This is a genomic window from Halococcus qingdaonensis, assembly GCF_024508235.1.
GTDB classification, from domain to species: Archaea; Halobacteriota; Halobacteria; order Halobacteriales; family Halococcaceae; genus Halococcus; species Halococcus qingdaonensis.
In genome coordinates this window covers 1,093,305-1,108,297 of record NZ_CP101943.1, presented here as the reverse complement: position 1 = coordinate 1,108,297, position 14,993 = coordinate 1,093,305, and the positions used below count along the sequence as shown (strand labels likewise).

At 66.0% G+C, this 14,993-nt stretch carries 18 protein-coding genes; 2 read left to right on the top strand and 16 right to left on the bottom strand.

The window, feature by feature from the left end; genetic code table 11:
• The first annotated feature begins 187 nt into the window (after positions 1 to 187).
• A complete protein-coding gene (locus NO363_RS05865) occupies positions 188 to 1,519 on the top strand; it encodes a cytochrome P450 (RefSeq protein ID WP_256687559.1) in 1,332 nt (443 codons plus the stop codon).
• 3 nt (positions 1,520 to 1,522) lie between these two features.
• Here NO363_RS05865 and NO363_RS05860 read toward each other — a convergent pair whose 3' ends face one another.
• The 11 genes from NO363_RS05860 to NO363_RS05810 form a co-directional block, all read right to left on the bottom strand.
• Positions 1,523 to 2,578: a methionine synthase gene (locus NO363_RS05860; RefSeq protein ID WP_256687557.1), complete on the bottom strand. Its 1,056-nt coding sequence runs from the start codon at positions 2,576 to 2,578 to the stop codon at positions 1,523 to 1,525.
• On the bottom strand, positions 2,575 to 3,579 hold the full coding sequence (locus NO363_RS05855; RefSeq protein ID WP_256687555.1) for a 5-methyltetrahydropteroyltriglutamate--homocysteine methyltransferase: 1,005 nt from the start codon (positions 3,577 to 3,579) through the stop codon (positions 2,575 to 2,577). Before NO363_RS05855 ends, NO363_RS05860 begins: the two co-directional genes overlap by 4 nt.
• A 60-nt stretch (positions 3,580 to 3,639) precedes the next feature.
• Complete coding sequence (locus NO363_RS05850; protein WP_256687930.1) at positions 3,640 to 4,209, bottom strand: HemK2/MTQ2 family protein methyltransferase; 570 nt, start codon at positions 4,207 to 4,209, stop codon at positions 3,640 to 3,642.
• A gap of 1 nt (position 4,210) precedes the next feature.
• Positions 4,211 to 5,338 carry a mechanosensitive ion channel family protein gene (locus tag NO363_RS05845; protein ID WP_256687553.1) on the bottom strand — a complete coding sequence of 376 codons (1,128 nt, stop codon included), beginning with the start codon at positions 5,336 to 5,338 and terminating at the stop codon, positions 4,211 to 4,213.
• A gap of 24 nt (positions 5,339 to 5,362) precedes the next feature.
• On the bottom strand, positions 5,363 to 5,533 hold the full coding sequence (locus NO363_RS05840) for an FmdB family zinc ribbon protein (protein WP_256687551.1): 171 nt from the start codon (positions 5,531 to 5,533) through the stop codon (positions 5,363 to 5,365).
• A gap of 151 nt (positions 5,534 to 5,684) precedes the next feature.
• Positions 5,685 to 6,566 carry a 16S ribosomal RNA methyltransferase A gene (locus NO363_RS05835; RefSeq protein WP_256687549.1) on the bottom strand — a complete coding sequence of 294 codons (882 nt, stop codon included), beginning with the start codon at positions 6,564 to 6,566 and terminating at the stop codon, positions 5,685 to 5,687.
• Between the two features lie 72 nt (positions 6,567 to 6,638).
• Positions 6,639 to 7,208: a DUF655 domain-containing protein gene (locus NO363_RS05830; protein ID WP_256687547.1), complete on the bottom strand. Its 570-nt coding sequence runs from the start codon at positions 7,206 to 7,208 to the stop codon at positions 6,639 to 6,641.
• A gap of 41 nt (positions 7,209 to 7,249) precedes the next feature.
• A complete protein-coding gene (locus NO363_RS05825; RefSeq protein ID WP_256687545.1) occupies positions 7,250 to 7,606 on the bottom strand; it encodes an RNA polymerase Rpb4 family protein in 357 nt (118 codons plus the stop codon).
• Positions 7,603 to 7,893, bottom strand: coding sequence for a 50S ribosomal protein L21e (locus NO363_RS05820; protein WP_007743139.1), 291 nt, complete (start codon positions 7,891 to 7,893; stop codon positions 7,603 to 7,605). The genes NO363_RS05825 and NO363_RS05820 overlap by 4 nt, the downstream gene beginning before the upstream one ends.
• Before the next feature lie 53 nt (positions 7,894 to 7,946).
• Positions 7,947 to 8,213, bottom strand: coding sequence for an elongation factor 1-beta (locus tag NO363_RS05815; protein ID WP_007743145.1), 267 nt, complete (start codon positions 8,211 to 8,213; stop codon positions 7,947 to 7,949).
• Positions 8,214 to 8,215: 2 nt separating this feature from the next.
• Positions 8,216 to 8,401: an HVO_2753 family zinc finger protein gene (locus tag NO363_RS05810; protein WP_244699464.1), complete on the bottom strand. Its 186-nt coding sequence runs from the start codon at positions 8,399 to 8,401 to the stop codon at positions 8,216 to 8,218.
• Positions 8,402 to 8,599: 198 nt separating this feature from the next.
• Here NO363_RS05810 and NO363_RS05805 point away from each other — a divergent pair, with 198 nt between their 5' ends.
• Positions 8,600 to 10,093, top strand: coding sequence for a S8 family peptidase (locus NO363_RS05805; protein ID WP_256687541.1), 1,494 nt, complete (start codon positions 8,600 to 8,602; stop codon positions 10,091 to 10,093).
• Positions 10,094 to 10,166: 73 nt separating this feature from the next.
• Here the strand turns inward: NO363_RS05805 and NO363_RS05800 are convergent, their stop codons facing one another.
• The 5 genes from NO363_RS05800 to NO363_RS05780 all read right to left on the bottom strand — a co-directional run bounded on the left by NO363_RS05800 (position 10,167) and on the right by NO363_RS05780 (position 14,734).
• Entirely contained in the window at positions 10,167 to 10,520 is a 354-nt protein-coding gene (locus NO363_RS05800; protein ID WP_256687539.1) for a PqqD family protein, read from the bottom strand.
• A 2-nt stretch (positions 10,521 to 10,522) separates the two neighbouring features.
• Positions 10,523 to 12,460, bottom strand: coding sequence for an OPT family oligopeptide transporter (locus NO363_RS05795; protein ID WP_256687537.1), 1,938 nt, complete (start codon positions 12,458 to 12,460; stop codon positions 10,523 to 10,525).
• A gap of 221 nt (positions 12,461 to 12,681) precedes the next feature.
• Positions 12,682 to 14,028: an NRAMP family divalent metal transporter gene (locus tag NO363_RS05790; protein WP_256687536.1), complete on the bottom strand. Its 1,347-nt coding sequence runs from the start codon at positions 14,026 to 14,028 to the stop codon at positions 12,682 to 12,684.
• Positions 14,029 to 14,187 carry a phytanoyl-CoA dioxygenase family protein gene (locus tag NO363_RS05785; RefSeq protein ID WP_256687534.1) on the bottom strand — a complete coding sequence of 53 codons (159 nt, stop codon included), beginning with the start codon at positions 14,185 to 14,187 and terminating at the stop codon, positions 14,029 to 14,031.
• Positions 14,188 to 14,293: 106 nt separating this feature from the next.
• Positions 14,294 to 14,734 (bottom strand): hypothetical protein, encoded by a 441-nt coding sequence (locus tag NO363_RS05780; protein ID WP_256687532.1) that lies wholly within the window; start codon positions 14,732 to 14,734, stop codon positions 14,294 to 14,296.
• Positions 14,735 to 14,993 lie beyond the last annotated feature (259 nt).

Sequence of the window (14,993 nt, the reverse complement as noted above, 5' to 3'; positions counted from 1 at the left end):
ACTATACTGCCGGTTGGAGAACTCGTCCGAACGAGAGAGGAGAAGGGGGCGAGAGGTGGGAGGTGGGAAAAGGGGAGATCACCCAACGGTGCTATCGAGCGAACGATCGTCCGTTCGCTATCGATGCGAAAGTACCGTTTTCCCGTCAGTTCCGCCCGTTCAAGTGGTTTTGGCCCCTGTTTTCGGTATGAGTACGACCCCTCCCGGACCGAAGGGATTGCCGGTGGTCGGCAACTCGTATCACTACGCTCAGGACCCGCTGCGGTTCATGACGGCGGTCCGGGATGCCTACGGCGACATCGCACAGTTCACGCTCGGGCCCGAGCAGGCGTACATGCTGACGAACCCGGACGACATCGAGCGCGTGCTCGTCAGCGACGAGGATTCCTACCGCAAACCCCAGTTCCAGGCGGACACGCTCGGGAACCTGCTCGGTGACGGCCTGTTGCTCAGCGAGGGTGGGACGTGGAAACGCGAGCGCCAGCGGATGCAGCCGGCGTTTCTCAGGAGCCGACTCGACGACTGTGCGGGGCTGATGGCCGAGTACGCCGCGGAGATGGCCACCGGGTGGGACACGGGCGAAACCATCCAGGTCGACATCGCGATGGCGAAAGTCACCCTCAAGATCATCACCAGCGCGATGATGGGCGTCGAGCTCGACGACGCGGCGATCGAGCGCGTCCAGGAGAGCCTTCAGCCGGTCGGCGATCAGTTCAGTCCGACGATCCGTGGCTTCTTGATGCCCGAATGGGTGCCGACGCGCGAACAGCGCGAGTACCGCCAGTCGATCGACGTTCTCGAAGACGTCCTTCGTGACGTTCTGCGCGACCGGCAGGGCCCACACGCCGACGGCCCGGACATGCTCTCGCTGCTGTTCGACGCACAGTCAGAGAGCGCCGAGGTCGATCGCGAGCTGATCCGCGACGAGATGATGACGATGCTGCTCGCGGGCCACGACACGACGGCGCTCGCGCTCACCTACACCTGGCATCTCCTCGCGCGCCATCCCGAGGTCGAGGCGCGACTCCACGACGAACTCGACACCGTGCTGGGCGGTGAGCCGCCGACGAGCGAGACGGTGCGACAGCTCGACTACACCGATCGCGTGCTCTCCGAGGCGATGCGGCTCTACCCGCCGGTGTACACCCTCTTTCGAACTGCGAAGCGCCCGGTCGATCTCGGTGGCTATCGCCTGCCGCGTGGCTCGCTGCTGATGCTCCCTCAGTGGGCCATCCACCGCGATCCGCGCTGGTACGACGATCCCGACACGTTCGACCCCGACCGCTGGAAACCCGCGCGCCGGAACGAGCGCCCGAGCTATTCGTACTTCCCGTTCGGTGCCGGCCCGCGGTCGTGTATCGGCAAACAGCTCTCGCTGCTCGAAGCGAAGTTCATCATCGGCACCGTCGCACAGGACTACCACCTCGACCTCGAATCGACCGCCTCGTTCGACTTCCTGCCGACGCTGACGCTCCATCCCGCCGATCCGGTCGAAATGTCGATCCGCGAGCGTCAGTAGAGATCAGTCGTCGGCGACCGCCGCACCGACTTCGATCTCGCCGGCGTCGAGCTCGCGCTCGACCTCGCGAGCGGCCGTGACCATGTTCTCCATCTTGCCATAGGCCACGTCCCGCGGGAGGAGCTTCACCCCGCAGTCGGGGCTCACCGTCAGTCGCTCGGGCGGGACGATCTCCAGGCCCTTCTGGATGTTCGCCTTGATCGTGGCGACCGATTCGACCTCGGCGACGTGGACGTCGGTGACGCCGAGCGCGAGATCGAGGTCGAACTCCGGCTCCGTGAACACGTCGAGCTGCTCGTAGTCGCCGTTGGCGAGTTCGACGTCGAACTCGTCGATCGGGAACTCCAGGATCTCGGGGTAGATCCGCGAGTAGTCGCCGTAGCAGACGTGCAGGCCGATCCGTACCTCCTCGGGGAGGTCGGCGACGATGCGGTCGAGCGCCTCGCCGACGATCGCGTGATCGTCGGGCGTCGTGGCGAGGGCGGGCTCGTCGATCTGAATGTAGCGCGCGCCGGCGTCGACCAGCTTCTGGATCTCCTCGTTGACGAGATCCGCGAGCGCGAGCGCGAGCTCGCGATCGTCCTCGTAGGCTTCGTTGAAACTCCAGCTGGCGAGCGTGTAGGGCCCGGTGATCGGCACCTTCACCGGGCGATCGGCCACGCCGTCGGTGAACTCGAACTCCGAAACGAGCCAGGAGTCGTCGTACTCGACGTCGTTCACGACCGAGGGTTTGTCGAAGTAGTTGTGGCCCCAGACCTTGACTGGTCCATTGAACTCGTAGCCCTCGATGCGATCGGCGAAGAACTCGACCATCTCATTCCGTCTCATCTCGCCGTCGACGACGGCGTCGAGCCCCGCGCGCTCGTGCTCGTGGGTGATGAGGCGGGCGGCGTCGTCGGTCGCCTCCTCCCATTGGCTCTCGTCGAACTCGCCCTCGGGATCGTCGTGGAGTTCGCGCACGCGATCGAGCCACTTCGGTTTCGGGTAGCTCCCCACGACGGTGGTGAGGATGAAGTGTTCGTTCGGGTGGTCGGCTGGCCGGAACTGCCCGCGGCTCATTGGGCCACCTCCGCGGCGCGGGCAGCGCCCGCAGCCAGCGCTTCAAGCTTCTCGACACAGCGACTCACCGGCAGGTAGAACAGTTCGGTGTTGGTGGTGACGTACATGGTTTCGAACTCCGCACCGGGCGTCTGCTCGTCGACCCACGCGACACGCTCGGCGATCTTCTCGGGCTCTTCGACCAGCGTGTTCTGGCCGTCGGCCAGCCCGAGCGCGATCCCCTCCTTCGTTCCGTATTCGTTGATGTTGTAGAGGTTGTCCTCGTGATTCGAGACGAAGTCGTAGCCCACGGCGTCGACGTCCGCGTCGAGCAGGTGGGCGTGGACCTTCTCGGTGAGCGCGCCCCAGTAGGTCTGGACCACGACGTCGGCGTCGGTCGCGTCGGCCACGCGGTCGATGGCCTCGCTCGCGTGCTCGTCCTCACCATCGCTCGGCGGGTTCGTCACGAGTGACGGTTCCAGGACGAAGACGGTCTCGACATCGGAAAACGCTCGCACCTCGCCCGCGAGGAAGTTCGCGATGCCATCGAGGAACGCCGCCTCGTCGCCGTAGAACTCGTCGGTCGCGAGTTCCGAGAGCGTGTACGGACCGGGAACGACCGCCTGCGTCGGCGCGTCGGGAGCGAGCTCGGCAAGCGCGTCGAGATCGTCGGCGAGATCGCCGTCGAAGGTGAGTTCGCCGGAGACGACCGGCTCCCGATAGAAGTTGTTGTTGTCGTAGTAGCGGACGATACCCCTTGTCTCGACGGCATCGTGGACGCAGAGCGGGTGGGCGAGCATGTCGTCCCAGCGGAGCTGCCCTTCCACGACCCTGTCGAGTCCGGCGGTCGCCTGCCAGTCGGCGACGGTCGCCCGGGTCTCCCCGTAGACGTCCGTGATCTCGGTCCCCTCGCTGCCGTCGACGAGGTCCTCCTTCTGGTGGCCCTTCAGGCTCCCCAACTGGTCCTTCGCCCAGTCGGGCAGCGGAAACACGCCGGGCGTCGTCGCGACGAATTCCGTCATAGGTGGGATGGGGAATGACGGCGCTTAATATTTGCTACTCGCGATTATGCACCTAGGTAATTAATCGCGATCGAGTCGGAGGATCGAGAGCGTCTCGAACGGGAACGAGTCCTGGTCGACGGTCGTCGCCGTGAAGCCGGCCTCGTTCGCCAGGTCGACGACGGTGTCGAACCCGCTCAGACTGCTCACGAGCATGAGCACCCGCCCCTCTGGCGCGAGCACGCGCCCGACGCCGGCGAGAAACGGTTCGATCACCGCGCGCCCGCTCTCGCCGCCGGCGAGCGCCACCTCCATCCAGTCGCCGACCGCTTCGTCGGGCGTGGTCGGCAGATAGGGCGGATTGAACGTCACGAGGTCGAACACGCCATCCTCGAATGGTTCGGTGAGATCGCCCTGCACCACTCGAATCCCGCTCTCGCGGGCCTGCTGGCAGGCGTGTGGGTTCGGATCGACACCGTAGACCGTCGCACCGGTCTCGGCCATCGCGGTCGCGACGTAGCCCGATCCAGTCCCGACATCGAGCGCGCGGTCGGCGGGGGTGACCTCGCCGCGAGCGACCGTCGCCAGCAGGTGGGAGTCCTCGGCCGGCTGATAGACCTTCTCGCGCTCGCGGCGCTCGTCGAGCCCCACGCTACTCACCCCAGTCGGTCGCGGTGCTGAGGCTACCGTGCTCGGCGTGCGGGCCGACCTCGCCGACCTCGTCGCGGGCGGCGAGCACGCGCTGCGGGTAGGCGATCGAGATCCCCTCATGGTCGAACGCCCTTTTGATCGCTTGGATGAACGCGCTCTTGGCCCCCCAGACGCGTCGCGAGCTCGGATCGTCGATCCAGAAGCGCGCTTCCAGGACGATGCTCGACTCGTCGAACTCCTTCAGGACGGCCTGTGGCGAGGGCACCGACCGTGGTTCGTCCATCTCCGCCATCGTCTCCTCGGTGAGCGCGACCACGTCGTCGAGATCGGTCGCGTAGTCGATCCCGATTTCGGTATCGACCCGCAGGCGATTGTTTTCAGAGAGATTGACGAGTGGTTCGCTCGTGATCTGGTCGTTCGGGATCAGCACGTGCTCGTCGTTGAACGTCCGGATCTCCGTGTTGACGATCGTGACCTCCCTGACGATCCCCTCGTACTCTCCGACGGCGATCCAGTCGCCGACGTGGAACGGGCGCGAGAAGAGGAGGACGAAGCCGGCCGTGATCGAGCCGATCGTCTCGCGGGCGGCCAGCCCGATGACCGCACCGAGCGCCCCCGCACTGAGGAAGAGCCGGCTGAGTTCGATCCCCCAGATCGCGAGTACGACGAACAGCGCGGCCACGGCCACGCCGACGTCGGCGATGTGGTAGGCGACCTCGCTCTGGTGGTCGGTGATCGCGCCGTATTCCTCGGCCAGCCGGTCGATCGAGCGGTTGAGCAGCCGTATCAGCAGATAGGCCAGGACGATCACGCCGGCGATGAGCAGCAGTCGAGCGCCGGTCCAGCGGTTCACCGAGAGCGCGTCGAGCACCAGCCCGATGGCTGGCACCACCCGCCAGACGACCATCAGCCAGTAGACGGTGCCGACGACGCAGACGGCCACGACGCCGGCCTGGAGCGCCTCGGTGAGTCGCGAGCTATACCGTCGCTTGAGCGGCTTTCCGGCTCGTCTGACGAGCATCACGATACCGGCCAGGACGACCAGCGCACCGAGACTGCCGAGCAGCTGTCCGCCGGTCGACGAGAGATACGCCTTCTGGATGGAGCGGAGGAACTCGGGCACTAACATCGGTTATCGCACCCGACAGCCGTCTCAGACGCGCTCGAACTCCTCGCCACCACACTTCGGACAGAGTCGCTTTCGCTCGTCGAACTCGGCATAACAGTCGATACACTGGTATTCTTCGTCGTCGGCCTCCGCGCTGGCAGTGTCCGCGCCGAGCGTCTCGCGGAGCCCCTCGATGAACGCCATGTACTCAGACACGTTCGTTTCACGTTTCGGTTTCGTGCATGCACGTGCCGTGTTCGTTCGACCGACACGAATCGTGAACCGTTCTCCCAGTTCGCCGCGTTCCACCGGCCCCATCCCGCCCATTCGTCGGATACGTCGTCGAGCATGATTTCGCTGAACGCAGTCATTTCGGAGGAGCGACGTCGGTGTGTTCGATCGCCAGCTCCGTCAGCGCGGCGAACTGCTCTGGGGCGAGTTCGCCCGCACGCTTGCCCAGCAGCTCCTCGTCGGCGGCCTCAACGACCGCTTCGGGTTGTTCGATACCCGTGATATGGCCCGTGTTCCGGATCGCGTTGCGCAGCGTCTTGCGCCGCTGGGTGAACACGCCTCTGACGAACGCGAGGAAGGGTTCCTCGGGAACGCTGTAATCGGGATCGCGGGGCGTGGTCCGCACGACGGCGCTCTCGACGGCCGGCGGCGGCGAGAACGCTGCCGGAGGCACGGTTTCGACGATCTCGCAGTCGGCGTAGTGGCCCGCCGTCACCGACAGCCGGCCGTAGTTCTCGGTGTTGGGAGCCGCGACCATCCGCTCGGCGAACTCCCGCTGGACGGTGACGACCAGCGGTCGCTTGCGGGGCAGCAGTCGGAACAGGACCTCGCTCGAGATCCCGTAGGGGAGGTTCGACAGCGAGGCCGTGAATTCGGGGAGATCGACCACGAGCGCGTCACCCTCGACGACGGTGAGCGCTCCCGCCGCGATCGCGTCAGCGAACTCCTCGCGAAGGAAGGTGGCGAGACGGCTGTCGCGCTCGACGGCCGTCACACGCTCGGCGCGATCGAGCAGGCGAGCGGTCAGCGCACCCGTGCCGGCACCGATCTCCAGGACGTGGCTCGTGTCGAGTTCGGTAGTGTGGGACGCCAGGCGGTCGAGCACGCGATCGTCGACCAAGAAGTGCTGGTCCTGATCCGTGTCGGCGCGCACGCCCGCCCGTGCGAGCAGTGCGTCGGGATCGCGCTGCTGGTCGTGATCTCGTTCGTCGGCGTCGCGTCCGTGACTCATCGCCATCTGCCCGCCACGGCCGTGCTCGACGCTCGCTGATTCATGGCGACGATAGCGACGCGGCCGACAAAACCCTATTCACTCCTCGTCGCGGCCGACGAAGATGCGGTACTTCAGATCGTCGTCGCGCAGCTCCTCGCGGATGCGCTCGATGAGGATCTCCTTCGGGCGGTGGAGCCCGGCGACGCGCTCTTCGAGTTCGTCGAAGCTCTCGAACGGTTTTCGCTTGCGCTCGTCGAGGATCGAGTTCCTGAGTTTCTTCCCGATCCCCGGCAGGAGGTTGAGCTGGTGGAGCCGGAGGGTAATCGGCTGGGCGTCGTTGTAGAAATCGACGAACCGCTGCTCGTCGCGGTCGATGGTGTCCTCGATCGCGTATTCGAGCTCCGAGCGGGCGGCGCTCGGTAGCGCGTCGAATTCGATGGCGTGTGTCGATTCGATGGCCGCGTTGTCGGGTCGGATACGGTCGCTGAAACCGATGTCGGCGTTCTCGTCGAGCGTGAGCTCAGAGAGGAGGAAGTCGTCCTCGCCGAGGGCGTAGGCGAGCGGCGATTTCTGCTGTGGCGGCCGGTCGTCGTCGGGACGGCCGGTCGGCAACATATCGAGGACGACGCGGTGCTCGCCCGCCTCGTCGCTTTCGACGTCGCTCATAGCTTCCGCCTACGCCGAGGATACACTTAAACTCGTCCCGCTCAGTCGTAGCGGGCGACCACGTCGAGAACGGCGTCGAGCTCCTCGCCCGACAGCGAATAGCGCTCCTGGGCGAAGACGGCGCGGAGCTCGTCGCGGTTGGCGGGCTTCAGGTTGGCGATCTTGTACGCGGTCGACTCGTCGATCTTCTCCTGTGATTCGAGTTCGTCGACGAATTCGCGAGCCTCCTCGACGGTCAGATCCGCAAAGCGGTTGACGTGATCGATGGCGCGGGCGAGCTCGTAGCGCATCTCGCGCTCCTCGTCGGCGGCGCGCTCGGCCTCGATGTCGGCGAGCAGCTCCTTCGTCTCGGCGAGCGTGAGATACTCCTCGTCGAGTTTCTCCTTGAAGATGGTCATTCCTGCCGGCGGAGATGGGCGGCGGTGACGATGATCGTCTTCTCCTTTCCGCCGTCGGTGATGCGCACGCGGTAGGCGCGTCCCTGCTCGTCGAGCACTTCGCCGGTGTGGCCGTCGAACCGGGGATGGAAGCGCCCGTCGGGCACGCTCGGATCGAGACTGAGATGGACGCGATCGCCGGCGTCGAACTCCTCGATAGCGCGCTGGGGCGGCGAGGTACCACGCTCTCGCGGGTCGTTGGAGAGTTTGTTCCGGGTTTTCTTGAGTGGGCCCTTGGAGTTCGGCATATGGCCTGCGTTGCAGAGCGGCCCGTATAAAACGTGTGTTCCGGGACGGCGAACTATATCCGGCCGACGTTCTGCACGTCGACGCTCTCGACGCGACCGACGCTGGTGAAGGCCTCCTCGACCGATTCCGTCCCACCTGCGTCGTCGGGGACGATCACCGTCGGCAGCAGCGCGACCAGTCCGAAGGCGACGTCGTCGCGCTCGAAGCCGTTGATCTTCGCGCCCTCGGGCAGCGAGTCCTCCAACTCCTCCTGGAGGTCGTCGAGATCGACTTCGGGACTCTCGGGCATCACCTTGAGCTTCGCGGCGACCTTCCCCATCGTTACGGCCCCGTGAACCCGCAGTCGGGACACTCGTAGAGGTTGCTCTGCTTGCGGCAGGTCGCACACCGGTGGATACGGGTCCCGCAGTCGGGACAGTCGAAGGCGGCGGCGTTGGTTCCGGAGACGTCGATACCACAGGAGACGCAGGTCCGCGACTGCGTCGATGCGGAGTCGCTCTCGCTCATACCGCAACCTGTGTACCCGCGGGTTAAGTCTTGTCGAAAGCCGATCGCCGTACGAAACCGTGCCGATCGCGGTTCCCACCTCTCCTCCCCTTCCCCCCTCCCGACGTTGCCCGGCGGAGCGAACTCCCGCGAGACGCAGTTCGTATAGGATTTCATTAGCTAATTTTTTATATTATCGATGTAAGCGTATATGATGGTATGGTAGACCATAGCCGTCGGAAGTTCCTCCAGTTGACCGGCATGGCAGGTGCCGGGCTCGCATTCGGGACCACGGCCGTCTCGGCCGCCAGCGGGAAGAAACGCTTCCTGATCGATCTCCGCGAAGTCGATCGCTCGGCGGTGTCCGCGGAGACGGAGATCATCCACGATCTCGCCGACATCGACGTCCTCGTCGCCGCCGGCGACCCCGACGAGGTCGGCGGTCCGGCAGCCACCGCACCCGACGTGGAGATCGCTCCACACGACGAGGAGTGGGACGGCGACGACGGGCCGGCCGTCGAACGCGACGATGACGACGAGGAGACGCCGGGGGTTCCCGACCGCCGGACGCTTCAGTGGGACAAACACGCCCAGGAACTCGCCGAGGAGGTTCACGAGACGACCCGTGGCGCGGGGAGTCGGGTCGCCGTCATCGACACCGGCGTCTACCCCGATCATCCCGATCTCGACGGAGTGGTGAACGAGGAACTCTCGCGGAACTTCACCGGCGACGGCGGTGGGTTCTTCGCCAGCGGCGCGAGCGACCACGGCACCCACGTCGCCGGCATCACCGCCGGGACGAACGACTACGACGGCGAGCGTGGCGGGATCCTCGGCACCGCGCCGAAAACCGATCTGCTCGCGCTCCGCGTGTTCGCTGCGGGCGAGGAGGGTGCGGCGACCGGCGACATCCTCGCGGCGATCGTCTACGCCGCCGAGACGAACTGCGACGCCGCGAACCTGAGCCTCGGCATTCCGGCGACGGATGGGAACAGGAGTCCGGAACTCGTCGCGATCCAGAAACTGTACGGCCGCGCCGCCAGCTACGCGAACGAGCAGGGGACGGTCGTCGTCAACTCGGCCGGCAACTCCGCCGTCGATCTCGATCCCGAGGAGACGATCGGCGTGCCGACGGAGGCCGACGGTGTGTTCTCGGTGTCGGCGACGGGCCCCATCGGCTACATCTGGGACGACGAGTTCGACGACGAGATCGAGGCCGAGGAAGCGCTCGAACCCGAAAACCTCCGCAAACCGACGACACAGCCGGCGAAATACACTACGTATGGCGGGAGCGTCGTCGACGTGAGCGCCGCCGGCGGGAACTTCGATCCCGACGCCCAGGACGAGGCCAACGACGGCGACGCGGACTCCCCGAAGTGGTTCTACGATCTCGTGCTCTCGACGGTCTATAGCGAGGAGAACGGCGACGTCTCGCCCGATTATGGGTTCAAGGCCGGCACTTCGATGGCCGCCCCACAGGTGACGGGCGCGGTCGCACTCGTGCGATCGTTGCGTCCTGAAATGAGCGTCGCGGCGGTCGAGGACCTGCTTCGTGATACCGCGCGCGACATCGGCGAACCCGATTACCACGGCGACGGGCATCTCGATCTCACCGCGCTCGTCGGTGCCGCCAGCGGGGAGGGCGGGGACGACGAAGATGACGAGGATCGCGACGAGGACGATGAGGAAGACGGCGAGGACGAAGACGACTGACGATACCTACCTCACCGTTCCTCTTTGCATCACCCCGTAATGGGGGATTTTCGAGCCGTTCGAAACGATCCGATCAGTCGGATGCGTAGCGGATCAGATCGAGCTCCGAGAGCTGCGCGAGGAAATACGAGAGCGTCTCGTCAACGGGTTCGATCCGCTCGTTGGGTACCCTTGTGGCGAGTTCGTCGGCGATCGCGGCCGTCGTCGTCTCGCCGTCGCAGTGACGCCAGACGATGCTGCCGACCGCGTCGAGTTCGAGTTCGCGCTCGGTCGGCGTATCGAACAGATCGAACAGGAGTTCGTCGACGCGGTTCCGTGGCTGACGCGGGCGCTGGATCGTCACGCTCGGGTCGCCATCGACACGTTCGCACTCCCAATCTTCGGTCGTCCGGATCGGGCGTCGTACCTGCGACTCGGCTTCGGACATGATTAGTACAGCTCCTCGACGTTCTCGGTCTCCCTCGCGCCCCGGATCGTGCTCGCGGCGATGAACGCGAGCAGCCCGCCGACGGCGGCGACGCCGAGCCACAGCGAGAGCTGATCGCCGATGCCGACGGGGAACGGGATCTCGCCGCCGGAGCCGACGCCGAGGATTCGGATCGCGCCGACGACGATGCCCATGATCGCCTCGCCGGCGATCAGGCCCGCGGCCACGATGCGGCCGTTGAGCGTCGCGCGCTCGGTCGCCTCCTCGTCACCCGTTCGTTCGACGTAGCGGGTGACGATGGCTTTCAGCACGCCGCCGAGGAAGATCGGCGTCGCCAGGCTGATCGGGAGATACATCCCGACCGCGAACGGCAACACCGGCACGTCCATCATGATGAGGACGGCCGCGAACGTCGCGCCGATCAGCACCATCCCCCAGTTCGCCGTCCCGTTGAGGACACTTTCCGCGATCAGCGCCATGAGCCCGGCCTGGGGCGCGGGGAGCGTCTGGCTCCCGAGCCCGTAGGCCTGGTTGAAGAAGACGATGATCCCGCCGGCGAACAGCGCCGACAGCCCGATCCCGACGAGCTGGGCGATCTGCTGTTTTCGCGGCGTCGCACCGAGCAGATAGCCCGTTTTGAGGTCCTGTGAGGTGTCGCCGGCGACCGCGGCCGCGATGGCGACGACCGATCCCGTGACGAGCACGATGACCGGATCCGAGACGCCGGTCGAGCGGAGCACGACCGCGGCGATCAGGATCGTCGCAACGGTCATCCCCGAGACGGGGTTCGAGGAACTCCCGACGACGCCGACGAGATAGGAGGAGACCGCGACGAACAGGAACGCCGCGAGCACCGCGATGAGCGCGCCCAGCAGCCCGACGCGGACCTGGGGTATGACGACGAGCAAGATCGCGACGATGGCCGCACCGACGACGACGATCGCCATCGGGAGGTCGCGAGCGGTGCGTTTGCGATCCGTGTTCCCGTTGAGTCCCTCGCTGAACTCCGCGCCCGCGAGCCGGATCGCGTCGAGGATCGTCGAGCGCATCGACGCGATCGCGTACAGTCCGCCGACGATCATCGCTCCCGCACCGACGTAGCGGACGTAGCTGCTCCAGACCGCGTTCGCCTGCTCGAACAGCGTCCCACCGGCGGCGTCGGGTGGCACCATCCCGCCGGTGACGAGCAGCGGGATCAGCATCATCCACGAGACCAGCCCGCCGCCGAGGATGTACGCCGCGATGCGCGGCCCGATGATGTAGCCGACGCCGACGAGCGCGGGCGTGAAGTCCCCGCCGAGCGCGAACCCGCGGGTGTTCGTCACCGAGAACGCCCCCTGGATCGTCGTCTGGATCACGCCCCAGATGTTCGCGAGCGCCGTGTAGAGCGCGCCCACGATGAACCCGATCGAGACGAACCGGACGCCGCGCCCGCCGTGTTCGCCCGCCTGGAGCACGTCCGCGCAGGCGGTCCCCTCGGGATAGGGAAGCTCCTGGTGCTGTTCGACGATGAGATAGCGCCGCATCGGGATCATGAACAGCACGCCGAGGATCCCGCCGAGCAGCGAGACCGCCGCGGTGGTGACGATATCGATCGACTCGCCGAGGAAGGCGACGCCGGCGAGCGAGAAGATCACGCCAGCGGTCAGCGACGAGCCGGCCGACGTCATCGTCTGGACGATGTTGTTCTCCAGGATCGTCCCCTGGATGCCGATGCGCGAGAGGCCGTAGAACAGTCCCATACTGATGACCGCTGCCGGGATAGAAGCGCTGATCGTCAGCCCGGCACGCAGCCCGAGATAAGCGTTTGCCGCCATCAGAACGACGTTGAGCACGAGCCCCAGCAGGACCGCCTTCACCGAGAGTTCGGTCATGCTGGTGTCGGCTGCAACGTACGGGTCGACACCGCCGGTCGATGGCGGTTCGTTCTCCGATTCCATGTGAAACTACCCCGCAGTATTTGCCCAAGTACGGAAAGAATTGCGCACTGATCTCGCTAACCGGCTGTCTATCGTGTCTCAAGACAACAAACGTCAACTCAGTCGTGATATTCGTCACGAATCGCGAACTATGTAAGTGAAACAATTGCATGCGACTCCGGGTCGTCTCGAAAATCCGTATATCGTCGTCCAGTGACCGAAGAAGAACTGCGAGAACCGATCTACCCCATCGATTCGGCGGTCGTGTCGGTGCCGTCGAACCGCTCGCGAACGAACAGCGCGAGCAACAGCACCGTCGCGACCGCGAGCACGACGGCGAACGCGAGCACGAACAGCGTGACCGGTGTCAGCCCGCTCGCGACCTGTCCCTGGAGGAACGAGCCGGCCGTGACGGCGGTGACGCCGACGAGTGCGAGCCCGCCGACGTTGGCGAGCGTCGAGTTCGTCTCCGGCACCGCCTGCCGATCGTTGAGCAGGTAGAGCACGACTGCGAGCGCGAACGGCGTGCCGACGAGACCGAACGCGAGCGTCAGCACGAGCAGCGGGAACGCCTCGCCGCCGATGAAGACGCCGCCGATACCCGCCAGCGCGACGACGACGATAGCCGCCCGGTAGCGGTCGTCGGAGACGTCGCGCTCCCAGCCGAACTTGTCGGCGAGGAGATAGGGCGGAACGACCGTGTTCGCGCCGAGCGTCGAGACGGCCGCGCCCCAGAGACCGACCAGGAACAGCCAGCTCGCGGCGTCGCCGACGAGCGGGCCGAGCGCCTGTGCGGCCGCGGTCGCGGTCAGCTCGGCTCCCGAGACACCCGGCCCGTGGAGCACCGACGCGGCCACGAGGAAGATGGCGAGGCTGTAGATCCCGAACGCGCCGAGCATCGAGAGACCGACGTCGAACCGGGCGAGATCGATGTCGTCACGGCTCCAGCCGTGCGCGTCCATCGTGTACGACTGCATCGTCACGAGCGTGACGTGGACCGCGCCGCCGAGGATGCCGGCGGCGACGAGCGCGCCGTCCACGCCGGCGGGGATCCGCGGGACGAGCCCGCCGGCCGCCGCCGAGAGGTCGATCGGGACGACGAACAGCGAGGCGAGGAAGGCGAGGACGACCAGCGAGACGAGCAGTTTCGCGCCCGTCTCGGCGAGGCGATAGCCACCGCCAGCGAGCCCGGCCGCGAGCACGAGTGCCCAGACGACCGCCCAGGCGCGTGCGTCGATGCCGGTGATCGTCGCCGAGACGCCGGCGACCGTCTTCATGATGACGAGCTGTGCCAGTCCTGCGGCGAGTACGGCATCGACGACGAGCAGCCACGCCCACGTGTTTCCGAGATGCTCCTCGACGACGGCGACGATGCCCGCCTCGGTGAGGAGGCCAAGTCGCATGGCGAGATACTGTGACACCGCACCCAGGATCGCCGAGAGCAGGGCGACCCAGAGCAGCGTGTAACCGAAGCTCGCACCGCCGGTGATGAGGCTGGCCATCGTCGCCGGACCCGCCGCGATGGCCCCCGCGAGCCACGTCGGTCCGATACTGCCGGTGAACGACCGAAACCGCTCCGCGACGCTCACTCAGACACACCCCGAGAACTCGTCTTCGGCCCGCTCGCCGCGAACGTACTGGCGGAGGCGTTGCGTGACCGACTCGACCTCGTCGGGGGCGAGAACGTCCTCGACGACGAGATAGCCGTTCCGTTGATACCGCTCGAACTCCTCGTCGGTGATCGGCATATCGATCGGTGGTACTCTTCAGTAGTTAGCGCTTGCGCATCGAGATCGCGACGCCGTTTTCCGACTATCCGTCGGGAGTGTTCGGAACGACGAGTTTCGAATCAGTTCACAGCAGCCCGGCGACGACGAGCAGCGCTATCGAGACGACACTCGCCCCGAGAAACCACGGTCGTGCGTTCGTTGCCGCGGCTACTGCCGACTGGTTCGATCGACTGCCGGACAAGCGACGGAACCCGAAGAACAGCACGACTGCGAGGACGAGCCAGAGGCCGACCATCGTCAGGACGAGGTTTCCCCGGCCCGTCGTCTGGAGCGTTTCGGCGGTGTAGAGCGTCCCCGCGAGATGGCCACCGCTGAACAACAGCAGCAGCACCGACGCGGCCGTGAGATAGCGAAATCGGCGTGTCACGAGCGCCAGTCCGTCCGTATTCAGCAGCTCGCTGCGCGCAGCCGGGATGACGGCACCCGCAACGACGAGCGTGCCACCCGTCCACAATGCAGCGAAGATCGTGTGGATGGTCATCGCCACGTCGAGCACGCTCGTCATCCGCGCCCCCTCGTGTCTGACCGTTCGCTCGTCGACGTGGCTTTCGTTCCTTGGCCTGCCTGTCGATTTTCAGTCGTTCGTTCGGCATCCCTCGGGTGGGTTCGTCCGGTTACTCCGTTCGTCATCATCGGACCGTTCGGGGGTGGGATATAAACCCCATCGGAGGAGTCCCAGATCGTGGGAGTGCCACGGGCTGGGGCCAGCGACTCGCCCGACGACCGGGATCGTGCCATTCCGGCGATCTGGGAACGACCGAGAC

Excerpts from the sequence above, each read along its gene's own strand:
- NO363_RS05865 (WP_256687559.1), top strand. The coding sequence starts at position 188 with ATGAGTACGACCCCTCCCGGACCGAAGGGATTGCCGGTGGTCGGCAAC.
- NO363_RS05860 (WP_256687557.1), bottom strand. The coding sequence starts at position 2,578 with ATGAGCCGCGGGCAGTTCCGGCCAGCCGACCACCCGAACGAACACTTC.
- NO363_RS05855 (WP_256687555.1), bottom strand. The coding sequence starts at position 3,579 with ATGACGGAATTCGTCGCGACGACGCCCGGCGTGTTTCCGCTGCCCGAC.
- NO363_RS05845 (WP_256687553.1), bottom strand. The coding sequence starts at position 5,338 with ATGTTAGTGCCCGAGTTCCTCCGCTCCATCCAGAAGGCGTATCTCTCG.
- NO363_RS05835 (WP_256687549.1), bottom strand. The coding sequence starts at position 6,566 with ATGGCGATGAGTCACGGACGCGACGCCGACGAACGAGATCACGACCAG.
- NO363_RS05830 (WP_256687547.1), bottom strand. The coding sequence starts at position 7,208 with ATGAGCGACGTCGAAAGCGACGAGGCGGGCGAGCACCGCGTCGTCCTC.
- NO363_RS05825 (WP_256687545.1), bottom strand. The coding sequence starts at position 7,606 with ATGACCATCTTCAAGGAGAAACTCGACGAGGAGTATCTCACGCTCGCC.
- NO363_RS05820 (WP_007743139.1), bottom strand. The coding sequence starts at position 7,893 with ATGCCGAACTCCAAGGGCCCACTCAAGAAAACCCGGAACAAACTCTCC.
- NO363_RS05815 (WP_007743145.1), bottom strand. The coding sequence starts at position 8,213 with ATGGGGAAGGTCGCCGCGAAGCTCAAGGTGATGCCCGAGAGTCCCGAA.
- NO363_RS05810 (WP_244699464.1), bottom strand. The coding sequence starts at position 8,401 with ATGAGCGAGAGCGACTCCGCATCGACGCAGTCGCGGACCTGCGTCTCC.
- NO363_RS05805 (WP_256687541.1), top strand. The coding sequence starts at position 8,600 with ATGGTAGACCATAGCCGTCGGAAGTTCCTCCAGTTGACCGGCATGGCA.
- NO363_RS05800 (WP_256687539.1), bottom strand. The coding sequence starts at position 10,520 with ATGTCCGAAGCCGAGTCGCAGGTACGACGCCCGATCCGGACGACCGAA.
- NO363_RS05795 (WP_256687537.1), bottom strand. The coding sequence starts at position 12,460 with ATGGAATCGGAGAACGAACCGCCATCGACCGGCGGTGTCGACCCGTAC.
- NO363_RS05785 (WP_256687534.1), bottom strand. The coding sequence starts at position 14,187 with ATGCCGATCACCGACGAGGAGTTCGAGCGGTATCAACGGAACGGCTAT.
- NO363_RS05780 (WP_256687532.1), bottom strand. The coding sequence starts at position 14,734 with ATGACGAGCGTGCTCGACGTGGCGATGACCATCCACACGATCTTCGCT.